Here is a 16,166-nt window from a genome sequence, read left to right on the forward strand (position 1 = left end):
GGGGAAATTATTTGAGAGAATTGAGGTATTTCAAAAACCCATAGGTTACCTGAGAGGTATGGAGATTTTGTTCGAAAAGTATTTCCGATTGCTCTTTTGAAAAATACCCAATATCTTGTCATAAATATATCATCGATCGTACTTCTGAGAGTGAGGATGTAGCTATCATAAAGAACTGAATTCTATCTTTTGCAGTTGTACGAGCAAAACCTTCAGCAATGTTATTCATGACTGAAACGGAAGCTCTCTGAATCTGGTCGCGAAAGCTAAAATCTCGACACTCTCTTAGATATGCGTAAATAAGTTTTGTCTCTTTCCTTGCTTGTTGCCAACATTCGAGGTCTTCAAACTTTTGAATTGTGCTCATGTTCCTTATTAAATGAATAAAAACTTACCATCAACGTATAAAACCTATTAAACCAATCAAACGTATTAAACGATGTATGCTTGCGGCACTACATGCCGCCGCCCATCATCCCTCCAAGGTCGATTCCCATATCTTTGGCGACGGATTGCATTCGAGTAGAAGCGATTTCTTGTGCCTTTTTCATACCTTTGTTGGTTGCTTGCATAATAGCATTTTCTGTTTTTTTCTGATCTGAGAGGATGCTTGGATCTTCGAAGACAACTGCAACCACCTTCATCTCACCATCGATAGTCACCACAAGCCCATCAACTTCTGCCTCGATATGAGTATTAGCGAGTTCTTTTTTGATTTTGCCCATTTCTTGCTGGAGACGCATCATTTCTTTTGCTTTGGAGTAGTCCATAGTAGAAAATTAAGAATTTAAAATTAAGAGTTTATAGTTCACGATTCACTGAGAGTTGGTATTTTCTCGGTACTCGTCACTCGACACTCTTTACTTGCCACGCATTGTATGATTTTTTCTCTTTTTGCAAAATACAACCACCTTTCGGTGGGATTTTTTTTATTTTCACTATAATGCAGATAGTTACAGTCATCCGCCTAGGCGGATAGGAAGGAATTCGCCCCAGCGAACAGATTATTGGTTCGGAAACCTATAAATCCATCAACCTATTAACTCAGTAAACCTACAAACCTAATAAACCTTTTTATGTCCTATATTCTCCCTCTTATTTTCTGACTTCTTGCCTGTGTCGCCATCGGGTTTGCGATGTATTTTAAAGGACAAAATCGTTCCTCTGGGGGGACAGGAGATATCGAAAGATATATCCAAGAAAATGCTCAGATGAAGGCGCAGCTGGAAGAAAAAACTCGTGAGCTCGGGAAAATGAATCAACAACTCAATGAAGAAAAAACTGCCAAAGATGAACTGGCAGGGAAGGGGAAAGCGATGTTTGCACAATTGACCGATTTACAAGCTCGACACGAAGCGCTCGGACGAGAAAAGGAAAAAATAGAGAAAGAACTGACACAATTTCAAGCACAGGAAATCCAAAAGGAAAAAGCGTTTACGGAGAAAGTCGAGCGACTTGATCGAGCCAATGAATCATTGGAGAATGAGAAAAAGCGTATCAGAAAAGAAGACGAAGAAGAAGCCGCACAGGAAAAAGCGAATCGTGATCGTATGTGGGCAGAGCATGAAGAAAAGGTAAAAAGTCATCTTGGCGAACTCTGCAAGCTCCCTCAATATAATTTCCAATCCTATGATAATAAACATCTTCCTGAAGGATTTGGTGGGAAATTTAAACCAGATTTTATGATAGAATTTCTGGGGCAATATGTGATATTTGATGCCAAGGTTTCAAAATCTGAGAATTTACAAACCTACGTGAGTACGAATGTAAAATCCACCGCCGATAAGATCAATAATGATGCAAAGATTTACCCAATGGTCTTCTTCGTTGTCCCAACGGATGCTATTGCGATGCTTTCGAAGACTCACTTTCAAGAGCAGGGGTATGAATTCTTTATTATTTCTCCTGAGGCAATTCCAGTGCTTCTTGCGGCCTTCAAACGAATTAGTGCGTATGAGCTCGCTGAGCAGATGGATCCACGTGATAGAGAAAATATCGTTACCCTGATTGCTGAATTTGACCATCATATCAATATGCGCAATGCTCTTGATATCATCGCTTCACAGACCGGAATCTCTGTCCTCTCAAAGGTGCACAATCTCAAAAAAGACCTCAAGGAAGAAATCCGAATGAAAAAAGGGAAGATGCGAATTCAGCCACCCTCTCCTACGGAGATGAAGACGCTGATGCTCGATACTGATACACAGCAAGATGAAATCAATGCCATCACATCACCACAAGCGGCGATTCCAGAGAAATTTTTGGATTCAGCTGGTGGAGTGATTGGAGAGAGATAATTTTCCGCAAAATTTTCATTGTTGACAAAAAAATTATAAGTATAAAATGATTACTCTAATCAACTTTTATGGAACTACAAATAGGTAATATGGCAGAGATGGTAGAGCTCGGGCTTACTGGAGATATTGTGGCTTGAGGACGAATTAATACAAAACCAAATCCCGGAAGTGCTGCCGGAGACTATATTACTCGATATACAGCTAATCCAGAGGGCGCTTGCCAACAATTGCAAGCCGTTCTTTGATGAATAGGTGCTGTCTCTACTATCACTCTTGATAAACTCTGTACTCCATCCTGAGAGCCTGCCAGACTCCATGTTATAGGAACACATTTTGAAAATGATTGGTCAACTGCTAATGATGCTGTCATGCTATGATTTGATCGTATTCATGATATCATCACTCTTAGGCCTGTCAGTATTAATTCAGTGCCAGCAACTATACTACAAACATTATGAAAGAGTATTGATTGGGATAAATATGTTTCCCCTGAAGATTTAGAACTGCTAGGTATGTTTGGACGTGCTGCATCAGCTCGTATTATTGCCTCATTTCTTATAGGATGAGGTTCTCATAAGAAAAACCGAAGTGTAGATTTAAGGGCTATTCTTGCACAGATTGCATGAAGCAAATTATGAGCACAAACTAGTGTCATTTTGAGACCTGAAGAATCAGATTTAGTGCCTGCGGGGCTTCCGCGTCAGCGTACTCCACTTATTAGTGCCGAAGCCAAAAAAAGAGTACAGGGTATTATAAAATTTAAATACCAGTTTACACAATCATAGAGATTATTACAAAAATTTCTTCTATTTTTGATATTTTATAAGCCAGAAAGGAATAATCTCACACCCCAATTTCCTGAAAATCAACTCCATACCAGTACTCTTGGTTGTATTTTAGTGGTACTTATGGTATTGTAAGACCATGTTCTCGCGTATTTTCACGACATCATGGCAACATATTTCGCGGACACGACTTGCTTCCATCGGAATAGTCGTGGTATTGACGGGGCTTTTCTTCACCTTCTTTATCGGATTTTTCTTGATACAGCAAGCAGAGATACAGAGACAGCTGGTCGTCAAAAAATTTAATTACCCGATTTTTATCAGCAATCAGTACACGTCTGGTGATCAGAAGGTGATTGATTTTATGATTACGCTCAAAAAAACCATTGCAAGCCCTGATCAGATACAATATATTCCAAAGGATAGAGTTCTCGATATGCAGATCCAGAAGGATCCGAGTATTCTCAAAATTCTTGGGGGAGTCAATCCTCTCAATGATATCATCATGGTGCCGCTCTATGGGACAAATATAGAAACTCTTGTCCGAGTGGTACAACAAAATAGTGATATGTTTGAGGCGGTTCAATCTCTTGATGAGGTTCAGAAGAGTTTGAGGGATTTTGAAGCATCGCTTCTGGAGATTAAACGTCTTACGAATATGACAGCAATTTTTCTCGTATTTATCTGAGTGTTGATGGCGGTCCTGATGGTGGTGATTATCCGCATCCATATCCGTATCTTTCAGGACGAAAGAGATGTCTGTGAACTCGTAGGAGCTTCGCCATTTTTCTATTGGTCGCCACATATTGTGAGTGTTATTTTCTATTGTGGTGTCTCTTTGCTCGTGAGTTGTATGATTTTTTTTCCTTTTCAGTCTCTTTTTGGCATTTAATACAAAAATTTTCTCCAAATAATCATTGCATTTTTTTCACTCTCTCGTAGTATTTTCGGGTGTCACAAAAAAAGCATTCCATTCTCTCTCATTTTGCACATCGACCATGGTTGATGGGGATTTTTGCTGTTCTCGTTTTCGTCCTTTTTCATACTGTGATATTTGCATGGCACTCCTTTGCTATTATGCGATATGATAACATCTATGCACAGATACAAGATAATGGTGCCGCCATCCAGATGCCAGAGGATTTTTTACAAAACTATACTGTCGCACAGAATCGTAGATTTTGGTCTCGTCCAGACGTTCTCGCTCGCGAGATAGGTGTTATCCAGGAGTGAGCAAAATCCTTAATCACGCAATATAAAAATGACGTCTACCGTCTCCATGACACTATCGTCCAGCATATTCGGTACCTCTCAGCTGCTTCTGAGATAGGGCAAGAAATGGTGTTTCCTGGTCAAACTGAGGTATTGACTCACGCTAATCTCCTTCAGACAAAGCTGGATGCAATCCCTTCGGGAGATATCACACAACTCACAGAACTTGCAAAATTTTCTACGAGCATGATAGAATGAGTACAAAAAAATATCGCTTATGCTGAGCGTAAATTGATATTACAGGATATCCTCTCTTTTAAACACGAGATGCTTTTTTTAGCGGATGTGTATCGCCTTTCATCCATCAAAAAGCCCTCTCTCGACACGAAGGTTTTTTGGAAAGATTTCAAAGCTTCTTTTACGAGAAATGTTCTGAAAAATTCTTCCACTGAAGAACTCACTACTCTTCTCAAGCAACTCAAATCTCTCACACAAGACTATCGTGATACAGCTGCGCAGGCCCGTGCTGCCGCTCGTGAAAAACGTGCCGCTTGGGTTGCGACTGAAGAAAAAAAATGGGAAGCTTCCACAACAGGTGTGCCAACATCGCCTCTTCCTGAGGTGTATCAGCTCATCTCTATCTCTCTCGCAAAACAGATGATGTATGTCTATGAAGATAATGAGCTCATTCTCTCGACATCGATTACGAGTTGACGCAATAATTATGAAACGATTCGGTGAAAGTTTCGTATCTATACCAAGCAACGCGGCAAGATAATGAAGTCGCCTTTTCCAGAAGAGGTCTATGAGCTCTGGGTCGATTATTGGCTTGGGTTTTCTGGTGGTTATGGTATCCACGATGCGTGTAATTCTACGGATTGCTGGAGAACCAAATTTGGACTCTCGAGTTATGTCTACAATGGGAGCCATGGGTGTATCAATACACCGTACAATGCTGTAAAAATGATTTATAATTGGGCGAGAGTAGGGACGACGGTGTATATCAAATAAATTTAATCCTGAACTTGTTTCCAATCTATTCATCGACTTGGATCATGAAATACATAGATTTGTTTTCAAGAAATTCTTCCTGGGTCAAAACGCTGCCCATCGGCATTGGGTAAAATATTTAGTAATGCGAAACCTCTCCTTTTTAAGATATCTACAACTGGTTGTGTCAGTATATGGCTCAAACAAGTACCTCATTTTGGCGTGATAATGCCTTGAGCATTATTTTTTAACTCCCATTTTTTCAATTGTCAGAAACTTCCTATCATATGTGCTGCATAGGGATTCGTTCGATTTAAGACTTCGTTGAGATATCTGAATGATACTGTCGGTACTATTATTCTCCTTCAATTATTCCCTAAGAAATAGCGTAAGTTTGGTATCACTCCCTTGTCAACCTCGAGAGGATTCCTTCGAGCAAATTCTCGTAATTGGAGAAGTTCAGGGGTAGTCTCGTGTTGTTCACATCAAACTTCAAATTGATAGGATGTATCGAGTGGTAATCCTAATAATTGTCTGATGGATTCTTGTACCTGTTTTACCATGGATAGACTTTTATGTCATTGAATGCCTCACCACTCTGAAGGAATATGAATATTATCTTCACTCGATTTCACTTGAGTATCTGCTAATATTCAATCAAAATTTGGATGTTCTGTACCCATAAAAGTTGTATTCCCAAGATATGGAGATATGGAAAAGGTAACATCTTTTAGAACATAATTTGTTCATTCTAGTTCAGCATGTTCTTTAACATACTCATAATCTTGTTCTAGTTCTTCAATAATTCATTTAATCCATCTTGCCAATTGTACTTCTGATTCTGGTATGCCGAGAACATGTGTCGGCATCTGATCTATGATGCCTCGAAAATCATCAGGAACACTTGTCCGTATTATAATCGCTCCCGTACCTTCCCGTGATATATCGAATATTCTTTTGAGTTTATGAAAATCAGGAGATTCATGAATCTTCCATACGTATATTTCTGGTACTCTTATTCCTTTTTCTCTTGCAAATAGGAGTCACCCGTGTTTTCCGCCGTACTCATTTATATAATCCTCAATTTTATCCATCTGATGATTATAATTTAAAATAATTATTGTCAACTAAAAGAAATACCTGTTTTTATCGCTTGCAGGATGGTTTTTGAGTTTTTGGTAACTACTGGACGAAGATGTATGTGAAATAAGTGCACTATACTGTAGTCCTCCCCCTTGTGAAAGGTGGGAGGGGAATTTGAGAGAACGAAAAAAATAAAATCATTTGAAAGTCCCCTGTCAAGGGGGATGGGACAGTGAGTGGGACAAAGGGGGTTGGTACCAGTGAAAACCCCCTGCCTACGGCATCCCCCTTGACAGGGGGACTTTATTCTTATCCCCCACCCCCTTTATCAAAGTGGCATAGCTCATAAACAGTACTTTCTTTCGGGTTCTCGTTTCAGGATACCGAGACCGTGTGGGATTGTCGGAGTTTCTATGGTATGTTGAGATAACCCATTGCTTGGAATAATTTAATAGACGGTTTATTGAGTTTGATTTTGGTAAGCTCTTCTTTTGGTATCCATTTAAGTTCCTCAATATCATCATCAGCTCTGATTTCGCCTGAAACATATCTCGCGAGATACACGAGAAAAATATAGTGAGTCATTTCACCATGTTTATTTGGTTCAAAATCTTCATCAAATCCGAGCGATTTAATAATCTCCACCTCAATACCTGCCTCTTCTAAGATTTCACGCTGTATCGCATCAGTCAAAGATTCTTCATCATCTACACCACCACCGATGAGGTGCCAAGTATTGGGATATGGTCCGACATCTTTTTTCTTTTTTCCAAAAAGTAGGTCTTGGTCTTTTTCGATAACTGCACTGACAATAACGCGTGTTTTCATAGGAGATATATTGCAATTTATGTCTTGATAATAAGACAGTGTAGATTCCTGCTTTCGCAGGAATGACGGGAATGCTAGAAGAAATACCTGATTTTATCGCTGGCAGGATGGTTTTTGAGTTTTTGGAGAGTCTTTGCTTCGATCTGTCGGACACGCTCGCGAGTCACACCAAATTCTTTTCCGACCTCTTCTAACGTGTGTACTTCACCACCATCAAGGCCAAATCGCATAATGACTATCTTTCGCTCACGAGGTGTGAGGAAGTCGAGCATATCGTAGAGGTTGGTTTTTACGAGATGCATATTCGCTGCATCATCAGGTTTCTCGTATTTCTCATCTTGGATAAAGTCGCCGAGTGTGGCATCTTCTTCTTTTCCAACGGGGGTGTCGATAGAGAGAATATCTTGGGAAATACGCATAATCTGGCGAACTTTTCGGACATCCATTTCGAGTTCGGCAGCGAGCTCTTCAATCAATGGTTCACGATTCAATTCCTGTGTCATCATCCGGTACGTATAATTGAATCGATTAATCGTCTCTGTCATATGTACTGGGACACGTATGGTGCGTGATTGGTCAGCGATAGCACGTGTGACACCCTGACGGATCCACCACGTCGCGTAGGTCGAGAATTTGAACCCTTTTTCCGGATCAAATTTATCCACCGCACGAAAGAGTCCGACATTTCATTCTTGAATCAAATCGAGGAGTCCGAGACCGCGACCCATATATTTTTTGGCGATTGAGACGACGAGACGGAGATTGGATTCTGCGAGTTTTTTTCGAGCGGCTTGATCTCATTTTTTTATCAGACGTCCGAGACGTACTTCCTCGTCACCATTGATCAGAGGGTAGCGTCCGATCTCATTCAGATACATTCGAATCGAATCATCTGAGATGACTGAGAGATCGATCATTTCTGGCTTTTCTTCTTCATCCTCTTTTGAGGATTCAAAGAGATTTTCACGTTCGAGATTATCGACGAGTTCTATCTTGAGAACGAGCAAGGCATTGTAGACACGATCGAGAAGGTCGATATCTTCTTCGGCCCTTGGAAGAAGAGCGGTGAGTTCATCCTGACTGATTTTTCACTCCACCTTTCATTTTTTTATCAGTTCTTGGATATTGTCTGGTATGTCTTGTACGAGCTCCTCCGGAAGTGAAGTATCGATAAAAGTATTAAATCATTTTCCGACGCGTCGTCCATCCTTATCACGATCGACATTGATACGATTTCCTTGGGATTTTGGTCATTTTTCTCGAAAGAGCATCTCATCTTCCTCGATTTGTTCTAGGACATGACGATCTTCGTGATCTAGAGTATCATCATCTTCAGCGATGACTTTTTTCAGAGGGACTTTCCAGTCTTGCGGATCCTCATTTTCTTCAAAATTTGGGGGAATAAAAATCTCCTTTTCTTTCTTTTCGTGTCCTTTTGTCTCTGGCGTCCTTCAGACATCGATATCATCGAGCGATATTTCTTGTATCACATCTTTTTTCTCTTTATTTTTTGTTGAAATTGGAGAAGTTTTTTTTCTTTTATCCTGAGGGGTAGACATAGAAAAGTGTATTAAATAAGTGATTTCTCCTTTGCCTTTATGAGGAGATCTTGCAGTTTCTGAAGATCGTGAGCATATTCTTTTTGGAGCTTTCGAAAAATTGCCTTATCAGTATTTTTGATAAGTTCACTGAATTCTTGGAAGAGAGTCTCTGGTTTTTTATTTTCCGTAAGAGTTTCAAAACGGAGCTCATACATACGGAGTGTCTCGTCATCGAGAGTACCTTCCAGACAATGCTGGAGGTTTAAAAATGAGGCATCGTGAGACATTTCAGTATAGAAAATACACTGCTCCAAAAATAGTTCTTTTCCTCCCACAAGACCCGCTATATAAGCGATAAGATAGTCTTGTCATGAGAGCTGTGGAGATGCACTTTCGGTCTGAGGTTTCTCATACTTTTTCCCACGAACTGCTCTATTGTATTCAGAGTAGAGAGTTTGCAAGCTTAAATCAAGTTTTTTTGCCGTAAGACGCAGGGATTGGTCGATTTCCACCGTCCCCTGCATATGGGTTATCATCGTGAGAATTTCTTGTAGGAGAGCTTTCTTGCCTTGATTTGTTGTGATATTATGCTTTTGTGCCCCAGCTTCTATAAGAAATTCTATGGCAGGTTTGGCATGCTGTATTTTTTCTCAAAAATCTCCTCATGACCGGAGAAATTCATCAGGATCTTTTGCTCCTCCGAGGTCAATCACATAAATATCCACTGCTTCATTTTGGAGATTTTCTATTGAACGCAGAATCGCCAATGTGCCTGCCTCATCTCGATCGAGGCAGAGGTAAATCTGGTCTGTCAGACGTCGGATGAGTCGGATATGTTCTTCTGTGAGGGCCGTGCCACTGATTCAGACGACATTATCTATACCGGCCTGATGGAGACTGACTGTGTCCATTTGTCCCTCCACGATGATGACCTTTTTTGCTTTTGCGATGGATTGCTTTGCACGATCGATACCAAAGAGGATATTACTTTTATGAAAAATAAGTGTCTCAGGAGAATTCACATATTTTGCCTCATCACTTCCTGATTTGAGCGTTCTTCCTGAGAAAGCGATGACATCTCAGCGATAATTTCGTATAGGAAATATCAGTCGTCCGAAAAATCGGTCTTTATATCCCGATATAAAAATGCCACTTTCGAGCAGGAGTTTTTCTGAAAAACCTTTCTTTTTCATCGATTCAAACATTTCTCGTGGCTCAAGACTATAACCAATCCCCCACGTCTTCAGTGTCTCTTCTGAGAGTCCCCGTGCGAGGATATATTCGCGTGCCTTTTCCCCCTCGGGTGACCACAATGTTTTGGTATAAAATGCTGCCACTTCTTGATAGAGCTTTATGAGGAGTGCTTTTTCATCACTGGTTTGGTTTTGCACGGTATCTGTCTTGAGCTCTACTCATGCTTTTTTAGCGAGTATTTGGAGTGCTTCCCGAAATTCTATTTTTTCTAAAAGCATGAGTATTTGTAGTGGTCCCCCTCCTTGATTTGTTGCAAAACAGTAGGCAATTTGTTTGGCGGGTGATACGACAAAAGAAGGTGTTTTTTCCGCCTTAAAAGGAGAGAGTCATTTCCAATTCGTTCCAGACTTTTTGAGAGGTACGTATTCTCGCACGAGTTCGACGATATCGATACGTGATTCTATGTCAGAGACAAGTGTGGAGGACATAGGGGATGGGGGAAGTTAATAAGTTTACTAGGTTTACTGAGTTTCTTAAGTTTATTGAGTTGTTACCAAATAGATAATTCCTTCCTATGACTTTTACTATGACTATTACTCTTCTTGATTTCATAGGTTATCCGAACGAATAAATCCTTTCTCTCTCTTCTGCTTTGGCTGTTTTCTGATTCTAGCGCTTATTCTTTTCTTGTTGTTTTGCCGAGTTCGAGGAGGATAGCATTTTTTTCAGCTTCTATTCTCGCCTTTTCTGCTTCCTCTTTCGCTTTCTGTTCATCATCAATAAGCTTCATCTCTCGTGGATACGCTGTCCTGAGCAGCTTCTCCAGTTCATCGATATTTTTATACCCATAACTCACTTTATCCCCCATGACCATAGCAGGTAAGGTATTTTCAATATTAAATATAGAGATAAGGGTCTTTATAACAGAGAGATCGAGGATGTAATCAAAAGAATAGACTCTGAGTTGAGGATATTTTTCACGAAGTTTTGTGAGCGTATTACCCGCATTGATACAGTCATCACATTTATCTGAATTGGAGTAAAAATAAAAAGCAAACATAATTTTTTTGCCACACCGTTCGGTGATTCTTTTCATAAGGAGATAGTCTTTGATTTCCAAGAGAGAATAAAACTTTTTTAGTTGGACAATATCGGGACTTTTCGCTCCAACATTTTGTTCTGTAAATTCAATTTTTCGAGCCAGATCTACGAGCTCTTGAGAGAGAATCTGACTTCCTACTTCTTTGCATGAAAGTTCTGAGATGAGTGAGAACTGTGTCTCACTCGCGAGGATATCGGTTGAGATACTTTCATAAATAGACTTCATCTCCACGACACGTGTCCGATTGAAATAATTATTGACGACAACGGCTGAGCCAAAGACTGTGCCTGTCATAATAAAGGTGATGATATATTTTTTCCAGTCGATCATAAAGAAAAGTATTAAGTATTAAGATGGCTACAAGAAGTATTAAGATGAGAGAGTAGCTCGTGTGATTATCTCCAGTTGGCTTGTTTTTTCTGGACATTATTGTAGAGAGCTTTTCAGAGCCAAAAAGGAGCTATAAATGTGTAGAGCATCAGAAAAATAAAGTCTCCACTTATCTCCCATTTTCCTGATGTTATCCGCTTTCCGCAGGCGAGCAAAAAAATGAGAATCAGGAGTAAAACAGACGTTAGGAGTCACATAGTATTCATATTTACGAAAAAGATATCAAAATTTTCCCACTTCCAATGCTTGAGTCCGTATATCCAATAATCATTTATTGTGCTCTGTATGCTTATGATCATCCTATAAACACTTGCGAGAACAAATGGTATCGTGAGGAGGATGCTGATGAGTGCCATAGGAAGGACGATAATCCCGAGGTCACCATGCTTTTTATTGAACAACATATTCTTGTAATCTATCAGATTCCCGAGAAAGCCACCGACCCATCGAACGCGTTGTTTATAGAGTTTTTTGATAGTACTAGGACTTGAAGTGTAGACCACAGCTCGAGGGGAGTGTACGATTTTGAGATTATTTTTTTGCATTCTCATCGCGATTTCCATATCCTCAGTATTGTGCGCATGTTTGTAGTTTCAGAGCATTTCGAAGACTTCTTTTCGAAAGAAAGAAAATGGTCCAGGAGCGATATGAATAGCATGCATCAGTGACATCGCATATCTGATGAGATTTCCATAGTGGTATTCGGCCCTTTGCATTTTTTGTATCAATGTTTTCGCTTCCCAGATGACTGTAGAGGGCGTCACGGCCATCACTTTCGGGTCTGCGAATTTGTGCATTATCTGACGAAGAGCATCTGGAACGACAAATGAATCCGCATCGAGACATCAAACAAAAGACGTCGTACAATATTCGAGCCCGAGATTGAGAGCGGTATGTTTTCCTCCATTTTCCTTATGAATAATCTGTATATTGTGATGTGACGCATATGGTTTTAGGAGTTCTGCTGTTTTGTCTGTTGACCCATCGTTGATGATGATAATCTGGAGTTTTTCTTGATCATAATTCAGCTCAAAAATAGATTCTAAAGTGCCTACTATTGTGGTCTCTTCATTGAAACAGGGGATGAGAATAGTGACCGGCATATCTTCAATCATCTCTTTACTTTCTGGTGTCTTTTTTCTCTCAAGGAATGAGAGAAGAATAAAGATTTCAAAGTAAAAAACGAAGAAGAGAAAAATATAGCTGATAATTTGGAAAAACTGATTCATATGCCCAAGCTTTATGGTATTTTCGCTTATTATAAATATTTTTTTGGAAAAGCGAGTTTAATTTTCTCCTAAACATATTTTTAGAAATTGCCACACATTTCCTATTCTCTTTATATGTTTTCTCGGGTTTTTATACAGCCGATAGAGCCACTCGCCACCAAAACGGCGAAAGAATATCGGTGCTGGTATTCGAAATCCTGTTAAAAGATCAATAGAGCTCCCAACTCCTATACCGAGGAGAACCTCAGAATTTTCTGCGAGAATTTGCGTTACGATTTTTTCTTGTGTTCCATTGCCGTGTGTCGTGAGCACTATGGGCCAATAATCACCTTTCCCACCACTGTCTGCGAGGATAATATCACACATCAGTCATGGATATTTTTTTTGGAGAATATCTTTCATCGTTTTTTGTGATTCTTTTTTGAGTGTATCTCACGGACTGTTCCCAGTCACGGGAGGATCGATAATACTTATTCAAATACTATTTTGAGCGGCATAGGAGAGAATATCTGGTGTGATTTTTGATCCTGTGATGCGCTCTCCGTAGTATTTTCGAAATTTTTCTGTCTGCATAATAGCACGCAAGCACCAATAGGGGAGCATCATATATTTCATCCATTTCGGAAGTCGTGATGCTCTTATCTGATATCCGACAAAAATCCCTACTCCATCGGGTAGAGCCATATCGCTTGACTCCAGTATTTTCTGGAGCTCTGCATCTTGCGATGCCGCATAGAGCATTTCAGGATTTGGGGTCACTATCAGTGTTTTTTGTCCTTCCACTAGGCGTATTTGAATCTCTCGTAGACAATCCTCGTAGGAGCTTTTGATAAAATCGATGCCAAAAAAGGTATGGGAAAACATACCGATATAGTACTGAAAATACGTACTTATCAAATCATAGTTATTTTCTTCCTCGGTATCCCGTTGCTTCAAATACAGGGCGGTGTTCTTCTCTTAATAATACTTGTGCTTTTCTAAGGATTATTGGAATATTGGCTCATCGTAATTTTCTATTTGCCTCTTTTTCAGCATGCACTATTTCTATGGCTTCATTGGCTATAGAATGAGTACATTCTATTTCCCATCACCGAATCATTCTTACGACTCTTTCTTGAGTTTTTAGCCGGATACCATCTGTGCGTTCGAGGCAGTTAAGCTGATCAATATCTCCACAAGTATCTATAAATCGTACAAAATCTGGATTCGTAAATTCATATCCCAATATTCTTGTTATCTTCTCTGAAACGGTCTCAGGTTTTGCATGAGATTCTGGCAATGAAGGAGGATTTTTATCCATAGAATTAGTATACTCTATATATGATGGTATTGCAAATTCTCTATATCCTCTTTCTTTTTCAGGGGTTTACGATATTATCTGCTATGGATAGATAGAGCAGAAGCAGGAGTTAGAGAAAGGAATTCGCCACAGCGAACAGATTATTAGTCCAGAACCTATCAACCCAATAAACCTACTAAACTTATTAACCTTTCCCTTATGTATCTTTTTCTCGATACCGAAACGCATAGCACCACGGATCCTATCCTGATACAGCTCGCCTATAAGCCATCAGATAGATTTGAATACTTCTCAGCCCTGTATAGTACTGGGGGTGTGGCTATGGATTTCTCAGCCATGGCAGTGCATCATATCACAGAATGAGAGATAGCTGATAAACCGCTTTTTCGTGATTCTTCCGATGCGTGAAATCTCCAGAAACTCCTCAAAACCTATACACTGGTCGCTCACAATGCCACGTATGATATCGACGTATTGGTCCGTCAAGGCATCGAAATCAGCTCTTCTATTTGCACGCTTCGTCTGGCTCGTTATCTCTATCCAGAAATAGAGCAACATAAGCTCCAATACCTGCGATACTATCTCGGTATCGAGTTTGCGGAAAAACCACAAACGCATGATGCCCTTGGTGATGTCCTCGTTCTCGAAAAAGTATTTTATAAACTTCACGAAACTCTCAAAGCTCAGAATCCAGAGAAAAATGAGGAAGAATTACAGTCACTCATGATCGACATCTCGTCACGTCCATCAGTGCTCTATATGTGTAAATTTGGCAAACATAAAGGCACTCTGTGGAGCGAAGTCCCACGAGATTATCTGGACTGGGTAGTCAATAAATCCGATTTTACGGATGAAGATGTACTGTATACAGCGAGATATTATCTCGAAAAATCTTAGCCACATCTCTATGATACTACCTCCTGGAGAACAGAGTATTGAGACAAAGAAGTGCCTGCTTTCAGGTCAAGATTTTGTGATTACTGACAAAGATCTAGAATTTTATGATCGGATTTCTCCTGTTTTCAGAGGGAAGAAGTATAGCATTCCGAGCCCAACTTTGTGTCCGGATGAGAGACAAAAGAGGCGGCTTTCTTTTCGTAACGAGCGAAAGCTTTATAAGAGAACCTGTGATAAGACCGGAAGAGAAACTGTCTGAATGTATGCTCCAGAATCTCCTTATGTAGTCTATGATCAGAAAGTATGGTGGAGTGATGATTGGTCACCGCTTGACTATGGAAGACCATTTGATTTTGAGCGATGATTTTTTGAGCAATTTCATGAACTGATGAGACAGGTACCTCTTCCAGCGTCACTCGGAAAGAATCTCGAAAATAGTGATTTTACACTTCACTCGGGGAATATGAAAAATTGTTATCTGATTATATCGACCATGTTTGGAGAAAACCTGCTGTATGGATATCAGGGAAATGGATCGAAAAATTGCCTTGATTTTTACCATGCAAATGATTCAGAATACTGTTATCAGGTCGTCGATACGCATAGCTGCTACAATTGTTATTTTTCTCAAGAACTTGCGAGTTGTCGGGATTGTCAATTTTGTTATGACTGCAAAAATTGTACACATTGTCTTTTTTGTTCGAATCTGAGAGGCAAGGAATACTGTATCAATAATACGCAACTTTCTCCAGATGAGTATCAAAAAGAGAGAGCACGGATTTCGCTCCAAGAACATCTTCCACTTCTCCAAAAGCGTTTTCTGGAGATGATTGCTCACGTACCGCATCAAGCCGTTCAAGGGATAAAAAATGAAAATTGTATCGGAGATTATCTCAATGAGTGTGGAGATTGCTTTTATTGTTTCAATTATTCCAAGTGAGAACGTCTCCGATATGTCAGTACTGGCCGATGGAGTATGGACGGATATGATTGCAACTATACGGCTCTCGGGAGCCAATGGTGCTATGAATGTCTGAGTCCGTTTCCCGCGCAAAATAACGCCTTTAGTACGTATGTCTGGGATTGTACTGATGGTCTCTATCTCAATAATTGTCATGGAAGTCAGCATCTTTTTGGGTGCTCTTCTCTCAAAAAAGCTCATCACTGCATCCTCAATAAGTCTTATTCAACCCAAGAATATGAGACGCTCTGTGGAAAGATCATCGATCATATGAGAAGTACAGGAGAATGGTGAGAATTCTTTCCTCATAAACTCTCTCCTTTCTGATACAATGAAACAGTGGCACAAGAATACTTT

The 16,166-nt window shown here is 39.9% G+C and carries 16 protein-coding genes; 6 read left to right on the top strand and 10 right to left on the bottom strand.

What is annotated here, in order from left to right; genetic code table 25:
* Positions 1 to 7 precede the first annotated feature (7 nt).
* Positions 8 to 367, bottom strand: a complete 360-nt coding sequence (locus tag WC753_03425) for a four helix bundle protein (protein ID MFA6080499.1) — start codon at positions 365 to 367, stop codon at positions 8 to 10.
* Positions 368 to 455: 88 nt separating this feature from the next.
* Entirely contained in the window at positions 456 to 770 is a 315-nt protein-coding gene (locus WC753_03430) for a YbaB/EbfC family nucleoid-associated protein (protein MFA6080500.1), read from the bottom strand.
* A 306-nt stretch (positions 771 to 1,076) separates the two neighbouring features.
* Here WC753_03430 and WC753_03435 point away from each other — a divergent pair, with 306 nt between their 5' ends.
* The 4 genes from WC753_03435 to WC753_03450 all read left to right on the top strand — a co-directional run bounded on the left by WC753_03435 (position 1,077) and on the right by WC753_03450 (position 5,305).
* Positions 1,077 to 2,297, top strand: coding sequence for a hypothetical protein (locus WC753_03435; GenBank protein MFA6080501.1), 1,221 nt, complete (start codon positions 1,077 to 1,079; stop codon positions 2,295 to 2,297).
* Positions 2,298 to 2,365: 68 nt separating this feature from the next.
* Positions 2,366 to 3,082, top strand: coding sequence for a hypothetical protein (locus tag WC753_03440; protein ID MFA6080502.1), 717 nt, complete (start codon positions 2,366 to 2,368; stop codon positions 3,080 to 3,082).
* 139 nt (positions 3,083 to 3,221) lie between these two features.
* On the top strand, positions 3,222 to 3,974 hold the full coding sequence (locus WC753_03445; GenBank protein MFA6080503.1) for a hypothetical protein: 753 nt from the start codon (positions 3,222 to 3,224) through the stop codon (positions 3,972 to 3,974).
* A 59-nt stretch (positions 3,975 to 4,033) separates the two neighbouring features.
* Positions 4,034 to 5,305: a L,D-transpeptidase gene (locus WC753_03450; GenBank protein MFA6080504.1), complete on the top strand. Its 1,272-nt coding sequence runs from the start codon at positions 4,034 to 4,036 to the stop codon at positions 5,303 to 5,305.
* Positions 5,306 to 5,307: 2 nt separating this feature from the next.
* Here the strand turns inward: WC753_03450 and WC753_03455 are convergent, their stop codons facing one another.
* The 8 genes from WC753_03455 to WC753_03490 all read right to left on the bottom strand — a co-directional run bounded on the left by WC753_03455 (position 5,308) and on the right by WC753_03490 (position 13,951).
* Positions 5,308 to 6,378, bottom strand: coding sequence for a hypothetical protein (locus WC753_03455; protein MFA6080505.1), 1,071 nt, complete (start codon positions 6,376 to 6,378; stop codon positions 5,308 to 5,310).
* A 400-nt stretch (positions 6,379 to 6,778) separates the two neighbouring features.
* On the bottom strand, positions 6,779 to 7,195 hold the full coding sequence (locus WC753_03460; GenBank protein ID MFA6080506.1) for an NUDIX domain-containing protein: 417 nt from the start codon (positions 7,193 to 7,195) through the stop codon (positions 6,779 to 6,781).
* A 74-nt stretch (positions 7,196 to 7,269) separates the two neighbouring features.
* On the bottom strand, positions 7,270 to 8,754 hold the full coding sequence (locus WC753_03465; GenBank protein ID MFA6080507.1) for a sigma-70 family RNA polymerase sigma factor: 1,485 nt from the start codon (positions 8,752 to 8,754) through the stop codon (positions 7,270 to 7,272).
* 11 nt (positions 8,755 to 8,765) lie between these two features.
* The gene (gene dnaG / locus WC753_03470; protein ID MFA6080508.1) at positions 8,766 to 10,418 is read right to left on the bottom strand and encodes a DNA primase; all 1,653 of its coding nucleotides are present in this window, start codon (positions 10,416 to 10,418) and stop codon (positions 8,766 to 8,768) included.
* Positions 10,419 to 10,606: 188 nt separating this feature from the next.
* Positions 10,607 to 11,362 (bottom strand): hypothetical protein, encoded by a 756-nt coding sequence (locus WC753_03475; GenBank protein MFA6080509.1) that lies wholly within the window; start codon positions 11,360 to 11,362, stop codon positions 10,607 to 10,609.
* A 65-nt stretch (positions 11,363 to 11,427) separates the two neighbouring features.
* The gene (locus WC753_03480) at positions 11,428 to 12,651 is read right to left on the bottom strand and encodes a glycosyltransferase family 2 protein (protein MFA6080510.1); all 1,224 of its coding nucleotides are present in this window, start codon (positions 12,649 to 12,651) and stop codon (positions 11,428 to 11,430) included.
* A gap of 57 nt (positions 12,652 to 12,708) precedes the next feature.
* The gene (locus WC753_03485) at positions 12,709 to 13,515 is read right to left on the bottom strand and encodes a WecB/TagA/CpsF family glycosyltransferase (GenBank protein MFA6080511.1); all 807 of its coding nucleotides are present in this window, start codon (positions 13,513 to 13,515) and stop codon (positions 12,709 to 12,711) included.
* Between the two features lie 40 nt (positions 13,516 to 13,555).
* Positions 13,556 to 13,951, bottom strand: a complete 396-nt coding sequence (locus WC753_03490; GenBank protein MFA6080512.1) for a hypothetical protein — start codon at positions 13,949 to 13,951, stop codon at positions 13,556 to 13,558.
* Positions 13,952 to 14,149: 198 nt separating this feature from the next.
* Here WC753_03490 and WC753_03495 point away from each other — a divergent pair, with 198 nt between their 5' ends.
* Positions 14,150 to 14,848 (top strand): exonuclease domain-containing protein, encoded by a 699-nt coding sequence (locus tag WC753_03495; GenBank protein ID MFA6080513.1) that lies wholly within the window; start codon positions 14,150 to 14,152, stop codon positions 14,846 to 14,848.
* 10 nt (positions 14,849 to 14,858) lie between these two features.
* On the top strand, positions 14,859 to 16,166 hold a 1,308-nt coding region (locus WC753_03500; protein ID MFA6080514.1), incomplete at its 3' end, for a hypothetical protein.

Source organism: Candidatus Gracilibacteria bacterium (assembly GCA_041660965.1).
In the GTDB taxonomy this organism is placed as follows: domain Bacteria; phylum Patescibacteriota; class Gracilibacteria; order BD1-5; family JAGOOR01; genus JAGOOR01.